This window comes from Vibrio sp. HM8-C, assembly GCF_058630515.1.
On record NZ_JBMMKS010000002.1, the window covers coordinates 373,399 to 390,301 of the forward strand.

The 16,903-nt window shown below is 43.1% G+C and carries 20 protein-coding genes; 12 read left to right on the forward strand and 8 right to left on the reverse strand.

Annotation, left to right across the window (positions count from 1 at the left end):
* Positions 1-216 precede the first annotated feature (216 nt).
* Positions 217-558 carry a DUF2956 domain-containing protein gene (locus tag ACOSVQ_RS04705; RefSeq protein ID WP_491981410.1) on the forward strand — a complete coding sequence of 114 codons (342 nt, stop codon included), beginning with the start codon at positions 217-219 and terminating at the stop codon, positions 556-558.
* A 27-nt stretch (positions 559-585) separates the two neighbouring features.
* Here ACOSVQ_RS04705 and ACOSVQ_RS04710 read toward each other — a convergent pair whose 3' ends face one another.
* Positions 586-873 (reverse strand): winged helix-turn-helix domain-containing protein, encoded by a 288-nt coding sequence (locus tag ACOSVQ_RS04710; RefSeq protein ID WP_491981411.1) that lies wholly within the window; start codon positions 871-873, stop codon positions 586-588.
* Between the two features lie 246 nt (positions 874-1,119).
* Between ACOSVQ_RS04710 and ACOSVQ_RS04715 the strand changes: the two genes are divergently transcribed.
* The 4 genes from ACOSVQ_RS04715 to ACOSVQ_RS04730 are packed head-to-tail and all read left to right on the forward strand — an operon-like array spanning position 1,120 to position 3,543.
* Complete coding sequence (locus tag ACOSVQ_RS04715; protein ID WP_491981412.1) at positions 1,120-1,467, forward strand: ArsC family reductase; 348 nt, start codon at positions 1,120-1,122, stop codon at positions 1,465-1,467.
* Positions 1,468-1,512: 45 nt separating this feature from the next.
* Positions 1,513-2,646: a succinyl-diaminopimelate desuccinylase gene (gene dapE / locus ACOSVQ_RS04720; RefSeq protein ID WP_491981413.1), complete on the forward strand. Its 1,134-nt coding sequence runs from the start codon at positions 1,513-1,515 to the stop codon at positions 2,644-2,646.
* A gap of 22 nt (positions 2,647-2,668) precedes the next feature.
* On the forward strand, positions 2,669-3,346 hold the full coding sequence (locus tag ACOSVQ_RS04725; RefSeq protein WP_491981432.1) for a M15 family metallopeptidase: 678 nt from the start codon (positions 2,669-2,671) through the stop codon (positions 3,344-3,346).
* An 11-nt stretch (positions 3,347-3,357) separates the two neighbouring features.
* Positions 3,358-3,543: a DUF2897 family protein gene (locus ACOSVQ_RS04730; protein ID WP_491981414.1), complete on the forward strand. Its 186-nt coding sequence runs from the start codon at positions 3,358-3,360 to the stop codon at positions 3,541-3,543.
* Between the two features lie 43 nt (positions 3,544-3,586).
* Here ACOSVQ_RS04730 and bamC read toward each other — a convergent pair whose 3' ends face one another.
* The gene (bamC, locus tag ACOSVQ_RS04735) at positions 3,587-4,603 is read right to left on the reverse strand and encodes an outer membrane protein assembly factor BamC (RefSeq protein WP_491981415.1); all 1,017 of its coding nucleotides are present in this window, start codon (positions 4,601-4,603) and stop codon (positions 3,587-3,589) included.
* A 58-nt stretch (positions 4,604-4,661) separates the two neighbouring features.
* A complete protein-coding gene (gene dapA, locus ACOSVQ_RS04740; protein WP_491981416.1) occupies positions 4,662-5,540 on the reverse strand; it encodes a 4-hydroxy-tetrahydrodipicolinate synthase in 879 nt (292 codons plus the stop codon).
* A gap of 415 nt (positions 5,541-5,955) precedes the next feature.
* Here dapA and ACOSVQ_RS04745 point away from each other — a divergent pair, with 415 nt between their 5' ends.
* Both ACOSVQ_RS04745 and bcp read left to right on the forward strand, forming a co-directional pair.
* The gene (locus ACOSVQ_RS04745; protein WP_491981417.1) at positions 5,956-6,498 is read left to right on the forward strand and encodes a glycine cleavage system transcriptional repressor; all 543 of its coding nucleotides are present in this window, start codon (positions 5,956-5,958) and stop codon (positions 6,496-6,498) included.
* Between the two features lie 9 nt (positions 6,499-6,507).
* Entirely contained in the window at positions 6,508-6,981 is a 474-nt protein-coding gene (gene bcp, locus ACOSVQ_RS04750; protein ID WP_491981418.1) for a thioredoxin-dependent thiol peroxidase, read from the forward strand.
* 77 nt (positions 6,982-7,058) lie between these two features.
* Here bcp and ACOSVQ_RS04755 read toward each other — a convergent pair whose 3' ends face one another.
* The 3 genes from ACOSVQ_RS04755 to ACOSVQ_RS04765 all read right to left on the reverse strand — a co-directional run bounded on the left by ACOSVQ_RS04755 (position 7,059) and on the right by ACOSVQ_RS04765 (position 10,425).
* The gene (locus tag ACOSVQ_RS04755) at positions 7,059-8,930 is read right to left on the reverse strand and encodes a methyl-accepting chemotaxis protein (protein WP_491981419.1); all 1,872 of its coding nucleotides are present in this window, start codon (positions 8,928-8,930) and stop codon (positions 7,059-7,061) included.
* 192 nt (positions 8,931-9,122) lie between these two features.
* On the reverse strand, positions 9,123-10,196 hold the full coding sequence (locus ACOSVQ_RS04760) for an AI-2E family transporter (protein ID WP_491981420.1): 1,074 nt from the start codon (positions 10,194-10,196) through the stop codon (positions 9,123-9,125).
* Positions 10,180-10,425, reverse strand: a complete 246-nt coding sequence (locus ACOSVQ_RS04765) for a sulfurtransferase TusA family protein (RefSeq protein WP_491981421.1) — start codon at positions 10,423-10,425, stop codon at positions 10,180-10,182. Before ACOSVQ_RS04765 ends, ACOSVQ_RS04760 begins: the two co-directional genes overlap by 17 nt.
* 236 nt (positions 10,426-10,661) lie before the next feature.
* Here ACOSVQ_RS04765 and bepA point away from each other — a divergent pair, with 236 nt between their 5' ends.
* The 4 genes from bepA to ACOSVQ_RS04785 are packed head-to-tail and all read left to right on the forward strand — an operon-like array spanning position 10,662 to position 13,540.
* The gene (gene bepA, locus ACOSVQ_RS04770) at positions 10,662-12,119 is read left to right on the forward strand and encodes a beta-barrel assembly-enhancing protease (protein WP_491981433.1); all 1,458 of its coding nucleotides are present in this window, start codon (positions 10,662-10,664) and stop codon (positions 12,117-12,119) included.
* 25 nt (positions 12,120-12,144) lie between these two features.
* Positions 12,145-12,495 (forward strand): arsenate reductase (glutaredoxin), encoded by a 351-nt coding sequence (gene arsC, locus ACOSVQ_RS04775; RefSeq protein WP_491981422.1) that lies wholly within the window; start codon positions 12,145-12,147, stop codon positions 12,493-12,495.
* Positions 12,495-13,070 (forward strand): NAD(P)H:quinone oxidoreductase, encoded by a 576-nt coding sequence (gene wrbA / locus ACOSVQ_RS04780; protein ID WP_491981434.1) that lies wholly within the window; start codon positions 12,495-12,497, stop codon positions 13,068-13,070. The genes arsC and wrbA overlap by 1 nt, the downstream gene beginning before the upstream one ends.
* A 41-nt stretch (positions 13,071-13,111) precedes the next feature.
* Positions 13,112-13,540, forward strand: coding sequence for a DUF2069 domain-containing protein (locus tag ACOSVQ_RS04785; protein WP_491981423.1), 429 nt, complete (start codon positions 13,112-13,114; stop codon positions 13,538-13,540).
* Positions 13,541-13,622: 82 nt separating this feature from the next.
* Here ACOSVQ_RS04785 and ACOSVQ_RS04790 read toward each other — a convergent pair whose 3' ends face one another.
* Positions 13,623-14,813 carry a DUF8605 domain-containing protein gene (locus tag ACOSVQ_RS04790; RefSeq protein WP_491981424.1) on the reverse strand — a complete coding sequence of 397 codons (1,191 nt, stop codon included), beginning with the start codon at positions 14,811-14,813 and terminating at the stop codon, positions 13,623-13,625.
* 218 nt (positions 14,814-15,031) lie between these two features.
* Here ACOSVQ_RS04790 and ACOSVQ_RS04795 point away from each other — a divergent pair, with 218 nt between their 5' ends.
* On the forward strand, positions 15,032-16,288 hold the full coding sequence (locus ACOSVQ_RS04795) for a uracil-xanthine permease family protein (RefSeq protein ID WP_165312019.1): 1,257 nt from the start codon (positions 15,032-15,034) through the stop codon (positions 16,286-16,288).
* Positions 16,289-16,351: 63 nt separating this feature from the next.
* Here ACOSVQ_RS04795 and ybaK read toward each other — a convergent pair whose 3' ends face one another.
* Positions 16,352-16,831, reverse strand: coding sequence for a Cys-tRNA(Pro) deacylase (ybaK, locus tag ACOSVQ_RS04800; protein WP_491981425.1), 480 nt, complete (start codon positions 16,829-16,831; stop codon positions 16,352-16,354).
* Positions 16,832-16,903 lie beyond the last annotated feature (72 nt).

Genomic DNA, 16,903 nt, shown 5'->3' on the forward strand with positions numbered 1-16,903 from the left:
AACTGAATGGTTTCAAATAGCTATACGTAATGTCTGATTCATAACGTAGAGATAAGATTAAGTATGTAAGAAACGGCTCAAAAAAGTGCTCAATACTTCAAAAAGCGTTCACCCCAACTTTTTGAACAGAGATTCTCCTCAAGACGCTTCAAGATACATGTAACTTCATGTTAGGGTTGAACCCTATTCAATATCCAAATCACATTCTGCATGACTATGAATAAAAAAATTGTTCCTTCAGAACAAACACAACAAGAAGCGATGGCAGTAGCCCGTGCGACGCAAAAGCCAGGGCAAACAAAAGAACAAACTAAATTGATTGCTCAAGGAATAGAGAAAGGCATCGCGCTATACAAAAAACAGCAGAAAGAAAAGAGTCGCCAAGCGGATAGAGCTCGCAAGAAAGCCCTAAAAACAAAGCAGTCCAATACAGAAAATCATGACATTGAAGAATTTCATGACTTAGAAACCTCGCCTTCTTCAAATTTATTACCATGGGTACTATTGGCAATAAGTTGGATAGGCTTCATCGCTTACTGGTTTACACAAAACCAGTAATAAAGAAAAAGCCAGCAAACGCTGGCTTTAAGCAGAATATCCCAAGCTCGCCGCAATATCACTTTTGCGGTCAAAAACCCACTGACTATCAAATGGTCCCCAGTCTGATAACTGGTAGTAACCATCGTTGTGGCGTCTACCATCCTGCACAAACATGAGTTCAATGCCTATTCCCGGAAGCGCTTTTATCACATCCTGAATAGTACGACGAGGCCACCCCGTTTTCTCAATAAGTTTTGGCACATTTGGCCGCTCAAGGCTTTCCACTAAAAGTGCTAAATACAAGCGCCTTGCAAAAACAGGACTCAATTCCATTGATACCTCCTCATCAATACAAGACTCATTATTTCTTTTTTGCCTTGAAACGTGTTGCGTTTGATCAATAACTTTTCAATACAATCCAAATCAAACCGTATTTTCTCGTAACGAACCCTTTTGTCACGAGAGAGGCTTCCTGTTAGGATTTGGCAAACAACAATAATTCAGCCTCTCCCCTAAACTTGAAGTGTTGGTCATCGCAATGGCAACTTCCAGCAATAGGGAAAATAAAGGAATACAGTAATGACAATTATGTATGGCATCCCAAACTGCGACACCATAAAGAAAGCTCGCAAATGGTTGGAAGCAGAAGGTGTCGACTACCAATTTCATGATTACCGTAAACAAGGTATTGATGAAGAATTGGTTAAAGAATTTTGCCTCTCTCTAGGTTGGGAAAACGTCTTAAACAAACGTGGCACTACCTATCGTCAACTTAGCCAAGAGCAGAAAGACAGTTTGAATGAAGAAAACGCAATCGCTTTGTTGGTTGAACAGCCATCGATGATAAAGCGCCCTATCGTTCGTCATAATGACAAGCTAGAACTTGGCTTTAGTGCAGCAAGCTACGCTACCGCTTTTAGCAAATAAATTATCAATTAATAATCAGTTTCTTATTTAACAAGGATTTCAAGGATGACAGATAGCCCTGTTTTGGCTCTCGCAAAAGACTTAATTAGCCGCCAATCGGTAACCCCAGTAGATGCAGGTTGCCAAGATTTGATGATTCAGCGCTTGAAAGCACTCGGTTTTGAAATCGAATCTATGGTGTTTGAAGACACAACCAACTTCTGGGCTCGTAAAGGCACTGAAGCGCCGTTATTTACCTTCGCTGGCCACACAGATGTGGTTCCAGCAGGCAAATTGGAGCAATGGCATACACCACCTTTTGAACCCACTGTTATCGATGATCATCTGCATGGTCGTGGTGCGGCTGACATGAAAGGCTCTCTAGCTTGTATGATTGTTGCTGTTGAACGATTTCTAACTGAAAATCCAAATCACAAAGGTTCAATCAGCTTTTTAATCACTTCCGATGAAGAAGGCCCGTTCATTAATGGAACCACTCGCGTTGTAGATACGTTAGTAGAACGCAATGAAATGATTGATATGTGTATTGTTGGCGAACCCTCAAGCACATTGAAAGTGGGCGATGTAGTGAAAAACGGCCGTCGAGGCTCTATTACTGGTGACATCACGATTAAGGGGACTCAAGGCCATGTGGCATATCCTCATCTCGCGAATAACCCAGTTCATCAATCACTTGCTGCTCTCTCTGAACTTGCATCGATGAAATGGGATGACGGTAATGACTACTTCCCGCCGACCAGTTTCCAAATTCCAAATGTACATGCTGGCACAGGCGCATCGAATGTGATTCCGGGTGAGTTTAACGTTCAGTTCAACCTGCGTTTTAGTACTGAGCTAACAGCCGAAGAGATTCAACGCCGAGTTCACTCGACCCTTGATGCCCATGGTCTAAATTACGATTTACACTGGACGCTAAATGGTCTGCCATTTTTAACCGACACCGGTGAGCTACTTGAAGCCGTAGTTAAAGCGGTAAATGAAGTTAATCATCAAGAGCCACAGCTACTGACAACTGGCGGTACTTCTGATGGCCGATTTATTGCTCAAATGGGCGCACAAGTGGTTGAACTTGGTCCTGTAAACGCAACGATTCACAAAGTGAACGAATGTGTGAGCATCCATGATCTTGAGCTATTGACCGATATGTACCAAAAAACGCTAGAGAATCTATTAGCATGATGGAGAACCTATTCGCGTGAGCATGACCGCTGAGCAACTAACAGGAAAAAATGAATCCCACTTAACGGAAGTGTTGATTGGACAGAAAACATTTTTTGTCCACCCTGACGTTAGGGCTGATCTGCTGTCACTAAAAGAGGCAGCAGATACAGCGGGTTTTAACTTGAACATTGCCAGCGGCTTTCGTTCCTTTGAGCGCCAGCTAAACATTTGGAACAAAAAAATGTCAGGTGAAGCTGCAATTCTTGATGAAAACAGCCAACCAATCCTGGCTCACACTCTGAGTGACGAACAAAAAGTAACGGCTATTTTGCGCTGGTCGGCTCTGCCTGGTGCAAGCCGTCATCATTGGGGAACAGATTTCGATGTGTTTGATAGAAACTCATTACCCAGCGAGGGCGGTTTGAAGCTTGAACCTTGGGAATATTTGCAAGACCACCAGCATAATTTCTATCTTTGGCTAAAAGAACATTTAGCTAAGTTTGGTTTCTTCTTTCCATACCAAGAAAATGGCTCTGGCGTGGCTTTTGAGCCTTGGCATATCAGCCATCGAAGCACCGCTGATACTTGCCTGAAAACGCTAACTTTAGAGCAGTTGGCTGCACAACTGGATTCTGCGCCCATTTTGGGTAAAGAATGCGTGCGCCAACAGCTGGCAAAGATTTACAATCAGTACGTCACCAACATCAGTACACGCTAACGGCAATCAGCATGATAGAGTTTCTTTTTAACCCGTGGGTTATCTCAATCGTTATTATCAGTGTCGTGATCGGCAATATTGCTGCGTTGAAATACACAGCGAATTTGAAATACGGTCAAGAAAAGCAGAAAAGCGATTTAGATAAGCTGAATGAGCTTGATAAACAGCAACACGGCGACGAAAACCACAAACAATAAAGGACGCATTAGCGTCCTTTATTTTTATTGCTCAGAACCAACGTTATTTTTTATCTACAACCGCAGCAATAACGGGAACCATGTCTTTCAACAGTTGTTCTTCGACAGGTTTACCTGAAGAGTCAGTAACGTTAATAGATGTACGGTTACCTAAATCACCAAATAGGAAGGTGTAAGTCCCTGATTTAAGTTCAATTGGTTTTACGCCAATTTCTTGCCAGAAATCGTCATCTGGTGACGCGTATTTCGCTTTTACTGTACCCTGAGACTGGCTACGTTCTTCAATAGTGAAGCCCATATGAGGCAAGATATTCGGCAATCGTGGCCAAAGCACATCGTATGGAGAGCGAGCAATGATAACTGGCAGACCGCTGCGGTCTGCACCCATAGAGATTGGGATCTGTTTAACCAGCTCCTGAGCTTTACGAGCCGCTTCTTCACGAAGCTCTAAATCGTAACGAGTTGTCACGAGGTTAGTCATCAAAGCGTTGTAGCGTTCTTTATTGGTTGTTGAAACAGGCATTTGTTTGCCATCTTCACGCCAATCAATCAGCGATACTTTAAATCCATAACGATTATTTGCTTCAACGCGCGTCACTTCATAACGGGCGCCTAATTCAACATCTTCGTCTTCTGAAACCCAAGAAACCCAATCAGTTTCAATTCGAGAGTCGGTTTGAACGATCGTTTTGATATTGCGTTCAGCAATCACTTTTAAGACGGTATCCCAGACCTTATCAACCTCTTCTTTGCGGATCATCCAAAGTGATACTTCACCTTTCTGACGTTCTGCACGAGCACCCGGAATTAATTCAAGAACTTGTTGAGGTGGACGAATATCAACAGCTGTGCCTACGCCGCCATGATAGTTGCCCTGTGGGATTTCAAAATTAGGGTAAAACTCTGGAGCCGCTCCTTCTGGTAGCTGCCACTCACTGAAGCTTTTCGTCTCTAGGTAGGTAAAATCATCTTTGGCTTGACGGCGATGAGTCGAATTTGAACATGCACTTAAAACCAAAACAGCTAGTGAACTAATAACTAGCTGACACGTAAACTTCATTGAAACTCCTAAAATGCACCGAGGTGTAAAAACACCTCGGCATTGTATGGAAAGCGCCTTAAAAAATACAGGCTTCAGTCATTGCTTGGGCAACAACAGGGCGAGCTTGTTCAGAAAGAGGTGTTAAAGGTAGACGTAGATCACCAAAAGAAATCAAACCAAGTTTATGCGCAGCCCATTTCACTGGGATTGGGCTTGATTCAACAAATAAATTTTTATGCAAAGGCATTAAGCGCTGGTTAATTTCTTCAGCTTCGTCAAATTTGCCTTCTAACGCTAGGTGAGTCATGTTCGCCATATCAGCAGCTGCGATGTTATTGGTTACAGAAATAACACCTTTACCGCCAAGTTTAATGAACTCAAGACCGGTCGCATCATCGCCACTTAAAAGAATAAAGTCATCACCACAAAGTTCACGGTGAAGAGCTACACGGCTTAAATCACCAGTTGCATCTTTAAGTGCAACGATGTTGTCCAACTTAGCTAGACGAGCAACCGTTTCAGGTTTCAAATCAACCGCAGTACGACCTGGTACGTTGTACAGAATGATTGGCACTTCAGTCTGTTCAGAAATCGCTTTGTAATGCTGGTACAAACCTTCTTGAGTAGGTTTGTTGTAGTATGGAGTCACACTTAAAACACCTGCAATACCAGTATTGTTTAGAAGACGGCTGAAGGTAATTGACTCGTGAGTTGCATTCGCTCCAGTACCTGCGATAACAGGAATACGTCCAGCTGAGTACTCCACTGCCTTTTCAACAACCTTGACATGCTCTTCGATAGTCAGTGTGGATGATTCACCTGTCGTACCTACTGCAACGATAGCATCGGTACCAGCGTCAACATGGTAGTCAACAAGCTTCTTCAGACTTACAAAGTCGACTTCGCCATCTTGGGTAAAAGGTGTAATTAACGCTACGATACTTCCTGAAAACATGTCTATCTCCATAATTAAATGCTTTCTGCATGGTACTGCATGGGAGTTGAAAAACACAAGAGGCTGAGAATGCCTAAATGCCCCTTATCAGTGAATATTTATCACATGTTGGACCTTTCGCCCACTCTATGTCTTATCGACTATTGTATATAAGCAATCCTTCCTCTTGTTAGAGGTCGGTCATATTTAATTAGCCTGTATCTTGAGTGCTTGTTTCTATAATTAATTTATGGAGTGGCTATCGCAAAATGGTTCACCAGAGTGATCGTGTCCTATGCAAAACCTTCATCACTAAAGAAGTTCACTAAAGCGATGCCACCACTGAACTTAATAAGGGGAAAGTAACCACAACATTAGGGTTACTTAATGAAAAGTTGTGCTAACATGCCAAAAAATAACAAAGCGAAATATCAATATGACTCAACATCTTGTGATCACCGCAGTAGGAACTGACCGACCTGGCATTTGTAACCAAGTCGCGAAATTAGTTACGCAATCCGGCTGTAATATCGTAGACAGTCGCATTGCTTTATTTGGAAAGGAATTCACCTTGATTATGCTGTTATCAGGCAACGCCAACAGCATTACCCGAGTAGAGACAACGCTACCGCTACTTGGGCAAGAACAAGATTTGATCACCATTATGAAGAGAACTTCACCCCATGATCACCAATCAAACGATTATGTGGTGGAAGTTTATGTGGAATCTGACGACCGCCTTGGGTTAACAGAACAGTTCACTCAGTTTTTTGCCGACCGCAACATCGGTATGGCATCACTCAGCGCTCAAACCATCAACAAAGATAAACTGCAGCGTAAGAAAGATCAGTTCCATATCGCTATTACCGCTCATGTAGATTCAGAATATAACCTAATGCAACTTCAAGAAGAGTTTGATGCACTATGCACAACACTTGATGTACAAGGTTCTCTTAATTTTATAAAAAGCAGTCAATAAGGAAGAACAATGAATACTTTACAAGCAGGATCTCCAGCTCCGGCGTTTTCACTTTTAGACCAAGATGGCAACCAAGTTACCCTATCTGACTTTGCTGGCAAAAAAATCCTGTTTTATTTTTACCCAAAAGCAATGACTCCGGGTTGTACGGTTCAAGCGCAAGGTATGCGTGATGTGAAAGCTGAGCTTGATGCTCTGAATGTAGTGGTATTGGGTGTGAGTATTGACCCGGTTACTCGCCTTGGAAAGTTCATCGAACGCGACAACTTAAACTTCACTTTGCTTTCTGATGAAGATCATCAGGTAGCGGAGCAATTTGGGGTTTGGGGTACTAAAAAATTTATGGGTAAAGTGTATGACGGTCTACACCGTATCAGTTTTCTTATTGATGAAAATGGGCTGATTGAACACGTCTTTGATAAGTTCAAAACCAAAGATCACCACGAAGTTGTGCTGAACTATTTAAAAGAAAAACAGGCGTAACTCGTACTGTTTAACAAACATTTGATAAAAGAAAGGCCAGCGAACGCTGGCCTTTTTGTTCAATATCTGAATAAAGACTACACGATGAACTTACCAAGAATGGCATCTTGCTCGCGCACGTTTTCAGTTTGCACTTGCATTGCAATGTTAGCTTCTTCTGCAGATTCAGATACCTGAGTCGACAAGTCTTTAATCTTCACAGTGTTGTTATTGATTTCCTCAGCAACAAGGCTTTGCTCTTCTGCTGCGGCTGCAATCTGCATGTTCATATCACTGATATGCTGAATCGCACCATGTATTTTCTGTAACGCCGCATCCGCTAGCTGAGCTTTACCTACTGCCTCCACTGCGGTTGCTTTACTCTCATTCATAGCAACAGACACTGAAGTCGCACCTGCTTGAAGCTGCTCAATCATACTTCGAATTTCAGTCGTAGATTGCTGTGTACGTTGCGCCAACGTACGAACCTCATCCGCAACCACAGCAAAGCCTCGACCGGAATCCCCCGCCCTCGCAGCTTCAATTGCCGCGTTCAATGCTAGCAAGTTCGTTTGGTCTGCAATGTCATTAATAACTTTAAGAATGGTTTCAATATTTGCTGTTGCCGATTCAAGACCTTGAACCTCTTCTACCGCCTGTTCAATTCGAGCTGACAGCATGTCGATAGATGAAGTGGTATCACCCACAACTTTTGAACCTTCTTTGGTTGCATCGTCCGCATCTTTTGCCGCAGAAGCAGCGCCTTGAGCATTATTGGCAACTTCCATAGCCGTTGCCGCCATTTCATTCATAGCCGTAGCAAGCTGCTCAAGTTCTTGAAGTTGTGAACGCATTGCTTCAGAAGATGAATGGACACTACTCATTGTTTGTTCAGCGCCGCGTTTGATCTCTTCGCCAATTGCTTTGGACTGCTTGATCTGACTCTGAAGCGTTTCGGTAAAGGTGTTGAAATCGACCGCAAGTTCAGCAAATTCTTTGTCTGTATCTGTGCTCAAACGCTTAGTCAAATCCCCCTGACCAGAAGCCACATCTTTAATGGCATGGTTAAGAGTATTTAGAGGTCGCATCAGAACTTTAATCAGCACTGTCAAAATTATGATACTTAATACCACACCAATAATGGTGTAGATAATGGCACTGTTTCTTAACTTAGCTACGGTTGAGAAAGCCTTTTCATTATCAATTAAGGCACCAACATACCAGTGTTCAGTCGGCATATACGTCAAACCGATGAGGAACTCCTTACCATCAATTTCGATAGTTTGAGCACCTTCTTTTACGTCGAACTTAGGTAGATAAGTAGAAATGTTTTTGCCGTTATTTTCAGCATTTGGGTGTGCGATAGTCATACCGTCAGAAGTAATAATGAACAGTTTACCGGCATCAAATAAGTTGACCTTATTAACCATCTCCGCAAGTTTGTTCAGACGCATGTCATAGAACATTGCCCCTGTAAACTTACCTTCGTTATAAACAGGCGTAGCGATAGAGATGATCATCTGCTTAGTCGAAACGTCAATGTATGGCTCAGTAACAGTTAACTTGCCATCTCTTTTGGCATCAACATACCAAGGACGCTTACGCGGGTCATAACTGCTGTCTGGTTCCCAGCCATCATCGTTTTCAACGACTTTTCCGTCAACATCATAACCAAAGCCCACAGCGAGAAAACTTCCCTTGAGCTTTTTGGTTTCCAGAACATTTTTCACGTAGTCGCGGTTTTCTGGGTCTAACTGAAGAATATCAGTTGTGGATTGAGCTAATGCTTTTTTGCTTTCCATTTCGGCGGCTACTGTATCAGCAACCCCTTCGGCCATCCCCTTTAAACTACCACCAATTAAATTCGACACTTCCTTGCGAACAGTGCTTACTTGCTGAATAGACAGCAAAGAGGCCGTCACCAACAACAATACCGATGATGCAGCCACAATCTTTTGACTAAATCTCATACGTCCCTCATTGCACACTTGTGGTTTTTGTTATGTTCATCACTTTATCGACAGTAAAAATGATAACTTAAGCAATATCTTTATTAGTTTTATGTATTGCAACCGACGCATGTTTAATACTAATCACAAATAACAAAAAAGCCCAAAAATATTAAACTTTTGGGCTTACAAAATTTACAACTTATTGATGAACTACTGAGTTTGAGCCGGTGGATGCTCTTCATTACTTGGTAACGCGTTCCAAACCGCTTTCACCAAAGTTGCCAGTGGTATCGCAAAGAATACTCCCCAGAATCCCCACAAACCACCGAATACCAATACCGCAACTATGATGGCAACTGGGTGGAGGTTAACCGCTTCAGAGAACAAAATCGGTACCAATACGTTGCCATCAAGGGCCTGAATAATACCGTAAGCAATCAGTAGATAATAAAACTGCGGAGTCAGTTCCCACTGGAATAACCCAACAATTGCAATCGGCACGGTGACAGCAGCCGCTCCGATATAAGGAATAAGAACAGAGAAACCGACCGCCACAGAAAGCAGCACGGAATAACGCAAATCTAAAATCGCAAATGTGACGTAACTTACTGTACCGACAATGATGATTTCCAGAACTTTACCGCGAATATAATTTGAGATTTGTTGGTTCATCTCGACCCAAACTTTGTTCGCTAAATTACGGTTGCGCGGCATGACACCACTCGCCATTTTTAGCATTTCACGTTTGTCTTTGAGTAAGAAAAACACCAACAGCGGTACTAGAATCAGATAAACACCGAGTGTTGCCAAACTCACTAGAGAAGCCAGAGAACCTTTAACCAACGACTCTCCCATACCAATCGCTTTATCTTTCGCATTATTCATAATCGATTCAACGATTTGTAAATTTGCGAGTTCAGGAAAGCGTTCAGGAATCGTTGCGATGAGTTTTTGCAGGCCGTTGTACATCTTAGGAATATCGGCCACTAAATTTGCAACCTGTTGCCAGATAGTTGGAACTAAACCAAACACAGCCAACAGCATCACGCCAACAAAAAGCAAAATAACGAGAATGACTGCTAGAGTTCGTGGCACTTTCCAGCGACAAAGTTGAGCAACAGGCCACTCAAGCAGATATGCCAAAACAATAGCCACCAACAAAGGAGCTATTAGATGTCCGAAAAAGTAGATGATGATAAAACCGAAGAAAAGAATGGCGACCAAACTTACGGCATGCGGGTCAGAGAAACGTCGTTGATACCAACGACTAACCATTTCGAACATGTAACGATGTCTCCTTTACAACTGTGAGTGAGTTATAACCATCACATTTAACGCTTTGGCACAGATAATCCTGCTTAAGCATGAAGCTTTCTATATCTTTGAATGAACTTGAATCACTAATCAGGATGGTTACCGAATCACCAGCATTGAGCTGGGCAGTGTGACGTTTAGCAAGTAATAATGCCATTGGACATCGCTGTTGACGTAAATCGAGAATATTCGGTTCCATTCTTCGGCTCAATCCTTAATATATGGCAGACATTGTATCGGCTTTTCTACTGTGTGCCACTCTTAATATCCGAACTTGCTGGGTCACAAAGTGTTCGGTATTTATCTATGAGATAAAAGGGTAATGAGCTACGGACATCAGTTTGATGTTGTTGGTTCAAGCCAGAGATTAGGAAACCATTTCCAGCTGACAATGTCCTAATGGAAAATGATATTGGAGTATCAAGAAAGAACATGATGTTAAAACGTACTCGTTCATTCGTTTGCCTATGTATATCAACGGCCTTATGCGCACCTTCGCTGTCTTATGCCAATAATATAGAGCTTCCAGACATTGGTACCGTTGCAGGTTCCACTCTGACCATAGATCAAGAGTTGATTTATGGTGATGCTTATATGCGCATGCTGAGAAACAGCAAACCGATTGTGAATGACCCAGTGATCAATGAATACATTGACACACTTGGTCACAAATTAGTTGCAAACGCCGACGACGTAAAAACACCGTTCACCTTCTTTATGATCCGAGATCGTAATATCAACGCATTCGCATTTTTTGGCGGATATGTTGCTCTGCATTCCGGTCTGTTTCTGCACGCTCAATCAGAAAGCGAACTTGCGTCAGTTATTGCTCACGAAATTGCTCACGTTACTCAGCGCCATTTAGCGCGCAGTATGGAAGATCAAGCTCGTCGTACTCCTGCAACAATGGCAGCATTGGCGGGTTCATTGCTGCTCGCAATAGCCGCACCGGAAGCGGGGATTGCAGCAATTACAGCCACCACTGCCGGTAATATGCAAAGTCAAATCAACTACACACGTAGTAATGAAAAAGAAGCCGACCGATTTGGTATCTCAACTCTGGCAAAAGCAGGGTTTGATGTCAGAGCAATGCCGCGATTTTTTGGCCGCTTAGCGGATGAATATCGCTATGCAAGTACACCACCGCCAATGCTGTTAACTCACCCATTGCCAGAAGACCGTATTACCGACAGTCGCGAGCGCGCTCAGAGTTACCCTGTAGTTAACGTTGCTCCCGATCTCGATTACCACCTTACTCGCGCTCGAATAGTCGCTCGTTATGCGGGAATTGATAGTGAAGCAGCTTTAGATTGGTTTACCCGCACGCAGAAAAAAACCACCATTCCCGCACTTGATGTGTCGTTTGAGTATGGCAAAGCCTTGGTGTATCTCGACTCGAAACAATATGACAAAGCAGAAGCCATTCTCACCAAACTTCTGAAATCGGATGCCAATAATCGCTTCTACATTGATGCCATGACCGATCTATATATCGAAACCGATCGCCTCAACGATGCTCAAGCTTTATTGGAAACGGCACTTAAGCAAACACCTAACAACTCCGTGCTGATGGTGAACTATGCCAACGTCTTGCTAAAACAACAGAAATTTGGCGAATCCGTTCGCGTGTTGCAACGTTATACGCATGACAACCCTAATGACACTAACGGTTGGCATCTGCTTTCTGAAGCCAACAACCGTAATGGCAATCAGGCTGAAGATCTAGCCGCTCAAGCCGAGTTACTTGCACTGCAGGCAAACTGGAGTAAAGCCATTCAGCTTTATACTCAAGCCAGTCAACTCGCCAAACTAGGCAGTTTAGAACAAGCGCGATATGACGCTCGTATCGATCAATTAATGGAACAAAGAGAACGATTCTTATCGCTTCAATAATAAAAAGAGAAAGTAAGGAAAAACTATGTCTGTCGTGATTTATCACAACCCTAAATGCTCAAAAAGCCGTGAAACACTGGCATTACTTGAAGAAAATAGTGTTCAACCAGAAGTGGTGAAATATCTAGAAGCCCCTTTAAGTGTCGATCTTTTGAAAACACTGTATACGCAACTTGGCCTAGACAACGTTCGAGCAATGATGCGCACAAAAGAAGATATCTATAAAGAGCTAGGCTTAAGTGATGCAGCTCTTTCTGACGACCAACTATTTTCAGCAATGGTTGCTAATCCGAAATTAATTGAACGCCCGATCGTTGTGGCAAATGGCAAAGCTCGCTTAGGTCGTCCACCAGAACAAGTTCTCGAAATTCTATGATGACCAAAGTGGTTGTACTCTATTACAGCCGACACGGCAGCACTCAGTCATTGGCTAGGCAGATAGCACGGGGGATAAACAGCATCCCAGATTGTGAAGCCGTTCTGCGAACTGTTCCAGAAATTAGCACTAGCGAACATATGGCAGAAGACCCGTTTATCACGCTAGATGAACTGAAAAGCTGTGATGGTTTGGCTTTAGGCAGCCCGGCTTGGTTTGGCAATATGGCAGCGCCGCTAAAGTACTTTTGGGATCAAACCACCCCATTATGGCTAAACGGTGATTTGATAGATAAACCCGCGTGTGTGTTTACCTCTTCCTCCACTTTGCATGGTGGGCAAGAAAGTACCCAGCAAACCATGATGCTTCCTTTGCTTCATCATGGGATGGTGGTTATGGGCATACCTTACTCTGAACCGAAACTGCACACTTCAGAAACCGGTGGCACTCCTTACGGAGCCAGTCATGTTTCTCAAATGAACAGCAAACTCTCTGATGATGAAAGTGAGCTAGCGCGTCAACTTGGAAAACGTCTCGCTAAAATTGCGCGACAACTAAAAGACGTATCCCTTTAAAGGATAAGTCTCTTAAGACATTTCTCATTGAAGGAAATTGAATGAGCGTTGAAATGACCTCAAAAACCAAACAGTTCCGCTGGTTAGCTCTAACGAGCAACATAGCTTTAATTGTTTGGATTGCTTTATGGCAATTGGAACTATCACCACACCCGCACCTTAACTCACTAGCATTAACGGTAGCATGGCTGATACCACTCTTGCTGCCTTTGCCGGGCATATTATCAGGCAAACCGTATACTCACGCATGGGCGAACTTTATTCTCATGCTGTACTTTCTGCACGCATTCACCATTTTATATGTAGACGATGGAGAACGCTGGCTTGCAGCAGTAGAACTGCTCCTCACTTTCTCGGCGTTTATGGGCAATGTTCTCTACGCAAGGCATCGTGGTAAAGAGTTAGGTTTGAAATTGACGAAGCTATCAGTGGTTGAAAAGCAAGAGAAACAAAGATTCAATCAAGAGTAACATTCTTCTTAAGAGTGAATAAAAAGCCCCGAATGCTAATCGCAGTCGGGGCTTTTTCATTGTCCAAATTTTACTACTCTGATTAATCTAACCAAGTAAATCGTAGCGTTTTTGCCACTGGCACTTGTTCAGTAATGACAGGCTGTTCACTTGGCTGACTCATTCCATCCCCAACTACCGCATTTACATCTGAAGGTTGTACTGTTTCAACTGCTGGGTTTTGAGGCTCTGTCACCGACAACTCAGGCTCAACGATATCTTCTTCTACTGAAGGCTGAGGCACTTCCTCTTTCCCTTTTTGAACCTGAGCAATACGCAGCACTTCTTGTTCAAAATCGTCTTCAGTCGCTAACAGATGGACATTAAAAATGACCTCTTGCCCTTGGATTTTAAGAATATCTAGTGAAGCCACTGAACTTAATGCTTTTAAACGCTTTTCCAATGAGAAGAAGTCGTCAGCATTTTTGATTGAATCGAAGGCAGCTAAAACTGTTTGCGACGATTCTGAACCAATCAATACTGAGTTTTTATTTGCGTAGTAATCACTAATTTGATCAATCATGTCTGCTGCTGAGTTAGCGCCAGATGCTCTACCCGTCATGGGAGCTTTCTGTGATTGAAGCATGTTATAGGCACTTTGGTCGTACAAAGTCCAACGTAAATCATCGCCTTGAGCTTTTACGACCAACACCGCGTCCGTTGGATAACGATCACTTGCCAAACTAATTGGTTTAATGAAACCGCCCCACAGATCAGAAATTTCTAGTCCAGTAATATCATCGAAATCACCCACAGGGACGGTAATAGGAAGGCCACGAGCCAAAGATTCAGCTTTTAATTGACGCAAAATCTTTGAATCAGAGTGTTCCCAACTGATCGCACGCTCGTAAGGCGTTTCTTCTACCAGCCACACTAATATGTTGGAACGACTTTCTGGCCAGAATGGCAACTGAGCTTGCGTAATCAGCGAACGGATTTGAGGCGCGCTAAATTGCATCGTGATAGTAGAAACGTCATTTGTCTGACCGTAGCTAAACTGGTTGAGGTATTGATTGTACTTATTCAACGCTTTCTGAATAACTTCGTTATCTGCGGCGTTTTTGTCGCCCGTTGCGCGAACAATAACGTTTTGCATACCCAGCGATCGTGCTTTGGCATCTGCATCATCTTGTGTTTGGTCAATAACAACATCTGTTTTGTACAGATTTACCGTGGTGAGTGCAGAAGCTGGAAGTGACGTTAATCCCATCAGCAAAAAAGCTAAATAGCGCATATTGTTCCTACGTTCTAAGTTTCTGAAAGTTGATGATAAGCAACTATCGTTTATGGGGCAAGGCAAGTACTCGTAGCGGCTAATAAAAGTTTCCAAACTTTTACTTTTGCTCTCGATTGCAAATGACAAAAGTAACAAAAATTGATCTAGTTTAAATGGCAATCGTTTGCAAAAGTGATAGAATCCCGCGAATTTTGTTTAGCTACAGGGAAAATACCATGAAAAATGCCATTTTAGGCACTCAGATGCTCTTTGTTGCATTTGGGGCGTTAGTGCTAGTTCCTCTCCTGACAGGACTCGACCCTAACGTTGCTTTATTCGGTGCTGGTGCCGGCACATTACTCTTCCAACTGATTACCCGTCGTTCTGTTCCTATCTTCCTTGCTTCTTCTTTTGCCTTTATTGCTCCTATTATGTTTGGTGTTCAAACATGGGGTGTTGCTGCAACTATGGGCGGCTTAGTGGCAGCGGGTGCAGTTTATATTGTTCTTGGCGGCTTTATTAAGATTCGTGGTGTAGAGTTTATTCATAAAATTCTTCCACCTGTCGTTGTTGGCCCTGTAATCATGGTTATCGGCCTAGGTCTAGCACCTGCTGCTGTAAACATGGCATTAGGTAAAAGTGGCGATGGCGCTTTCCAATTAGTTGATGGCGACGCTTCACTTTGGATTTCTTGTGTATCACTACTTGTGACTATCGTTGCAAGCGTATTTGCAAAAGGCTACTTCAAGCTAATCCCTATCGTGTGCGGTATTATTGCGGGTTACGCTCTGTCTCTATTCTTTGGCGTTGTTGACTTCACACCTGTACGTGAAGCGTCTTGGCTAGCGATGCCTAACTTCACTTTCCCAGAGTTCAACATCAACGCAATTCTATTCATGATCCCTGTTGCGATTGCTCCTGCGGTTGAACACGTGGGTGACATGTTGGCGATTTCTAATGTAACAGGCAAAGACTACATTAAGAAACCTGGTCTTCACCGTACTATCGCCGGTGACGGAGCGGCAACAATGCTTGCGGCTTTCCTAGGTGCGCCACCAAATACGACATACTCAGAAGTAACAGGTGCGGTAATGCTTACAAAAGCATTTAACCCAGTGATCATGACTTGGGCAGCTATTACAGCTATCGTTCTTGCTCTTGTTGGTAAGCTAGGCGCTCTACTACAAACAATCCCTGTACCAGTTATGGGCGGTATCATGATTCTTCTGTTTGGTTCTATCGCTACAGTAGGTCTAAACACGTTAATCAAGAACCATGTTGATCTACACAAGTCACGTAACCTAGTGATTGTGGCGGTAACATTGGTATTTGGTATCGGCGGCATGGCTTTCGGCGTGGGCGACTTCAGCCTACAAGGCGTAAGCTTGTGTGGTATCGTTGCTATCCTATTAAACCTTCTGCTACCAAAAGATTTGGGTGAAAACCACATCGTGGACAACGCTCAAATGGAAGAAGAAGCGCAAAATTCTTAATAGAGAATTCTTCATCTCTAGTAAAACGGCCTCATTAGAGGCCGTTTTTATTTCGAATCCTATTTATGCTTCAAGGCACAAATCGACGAATTGAGCTCGAGTCAGTGTCGCCAAGTCTTGCGGTGCGAGTTCTATCTCTAGACCTCTTTTTCCCGCACTCACGCACATGGTCGGTAGCTCAGTGGCACTGTTATGAATAAACGTCGGCAGAGCTTTTTTTTGCCCTAAAGGACTGATACCACCAACCACATAACCAGTCGTCTTCTGAGCAATATCAGGATTAGCCATATCCGCTTTCTTAGCTTTTGCTGCTTTCGCCGCCAATTTTAGATTCAGTTTCTGGTCAACAGGAATAATCGCCACGGCGAGGTTCTTCTCTTCACCGTTTAAGCAAAACAATAGTGTTTTAAAGACCGTTTTAGGATCTTGACCTAATGCTTCCGCTGCTTCCAAACCGTAGCTAGCATTACTTGGATCGTGTTCATATTGATGAATGGTGTGAACGACTTTTTTTTTCTTCGCTAACTGAATCGCTGGGGTCATTATTTTTCCTTACCACATCTAGCCGACTTCCTCAGGTGGGATAGCTTATCTCTTATCGTTACCATTTACATT

Coding starts and splice junctions, on each gene's coding strand:
- ACOSVQ_RS04715 (WP_491981412.1), top strand. CDS start 1,120: ATGACAATTATGTATGGCATCCCAAACTGCGACACCATAAAGAAAGCT.
- ACOSVQ_RS04730 (WP_491981414.1), top strand. CDS start 3,358: ATGATAGAGTTTCTTTTTAACCCGTGGGTTATCTCAATCGTTATTATC.
- arsC (WP_491981422.1), top strand. CDS start 12,145: ATGTCTGTCGTGATTTATCACAACCCTAAATGCTCAAAAAGCCGTGAA.
- dapA (WP_491981416.1), bottom strand. CDS start 5,540: ATGTTTTCAGGAAGTATCGTAGCGTTAATTACACCTTTTACCCAAGAT.
- dapE (WP_491981413.1), top strand. CDS start 1,513: ATGACAGATAGCCCTGTTTTGGCTCTCGCAAAAGACTTAATTAGCCGC.
- ybaK (WP_491981425.1), bottom strand. CDS start 16,831: ATGACCCCAGCGATTCAGTTAGCGAAGAAAAAAAAAGTCGTTCACACC.
- ACOSVQ_RS04765 (WP_491981421.1), bottom strand. CDS start 10,425: ATGGAACCGAATATTCTCGATTTACGTCAACAGCGATGTCCAATGGCA.
- bcp (WP_491981418.1), top strand. CDS start 6,508: ATGAATACTTTACAAGCAGGATCTCCAGCTCCGGCGTTTTCACTTTTA.
- ACOSVQ_RS04745 (WP_491981417.1), top strand. CDS start 5,956: ATGACTCAACATCTTGTGATCACCGCAGTAGGAACTGACCGACCTGGC.
- ACOSVQ_RS04790 (WP_491981424.1), bottom strand. CDS start 14,813: ATGCGCTATTTAGCTTTTTTGCTGATGGGATTAACGTCACTTCCAGCT.
- ACOSVQ_RS04755 (WP_491981419.1), bottom strand. CDS start 8,930: ATGAGATTTAGTCAAAAGATTGTGGCTGCATCATCGGTATTGTTGTTG.
- ACOSVQ_RS04760 (WP_491981420.1), bottom strand. CDS start 10,196: ATGTTCGAAATGGTTAGTCGTTGGTATCAACGACGTTTCTCTGACCCG.
- ACOSVQ_RS04725 (WP_491981432.1), top strand. CDS start 2,669: ATGACCGCTGAGCAACTAACAGGAAAAAATGAATCCCACTTAACGGAA.
- bamC (WP_491981415.1), bottom strand. CDS start 4,603: ATGAAGTTTACGTGTCAGCTAGTTATTAGTTCACTAGCTGTTTTGGTT.
- ACOSVQ_RS04785 (WP_491981423.1), top strand. CDS start 13,112: ATGAGCGTTGAAATGACCTCAAAAACCAAACAGTTCCGCTGGTTAGCT.
- wrbA (WP_491981434.1), top strand. CDS start 12,495: ATGACCAAAGTGGTTGTACTCTATTACAGCCGACACGGCAGCACTCAG.
- ACOSVQ_RS04795 (WP_165312019.1), top strand. CDS start 15,032: ATGAAAAATGCCATTTTAGGCACTCAGATGCTCTTTGTTGCATTTGGG.
- bepA (WP_491981433.1), top strand. CDS start 10,662: ATGTTAAAACGTACTCGTTCATTCGTTTGCCTATGTATATCAACGGCC.
- ACOSVQ_RS04705 (WP_491981410.1), top strand. CDS start 217: ATGAATAAAAAAATTGTTCCTTCAGAACAAACACAACAAGAAGCGATG.
- ACOSVQ_RS04710 (WP_491981411.1), bottom strand. CDS start 873: ATGGAATTGAGTCCTGTTTTTGCAAGGCGCTTGTATTTAGCACTTTTA.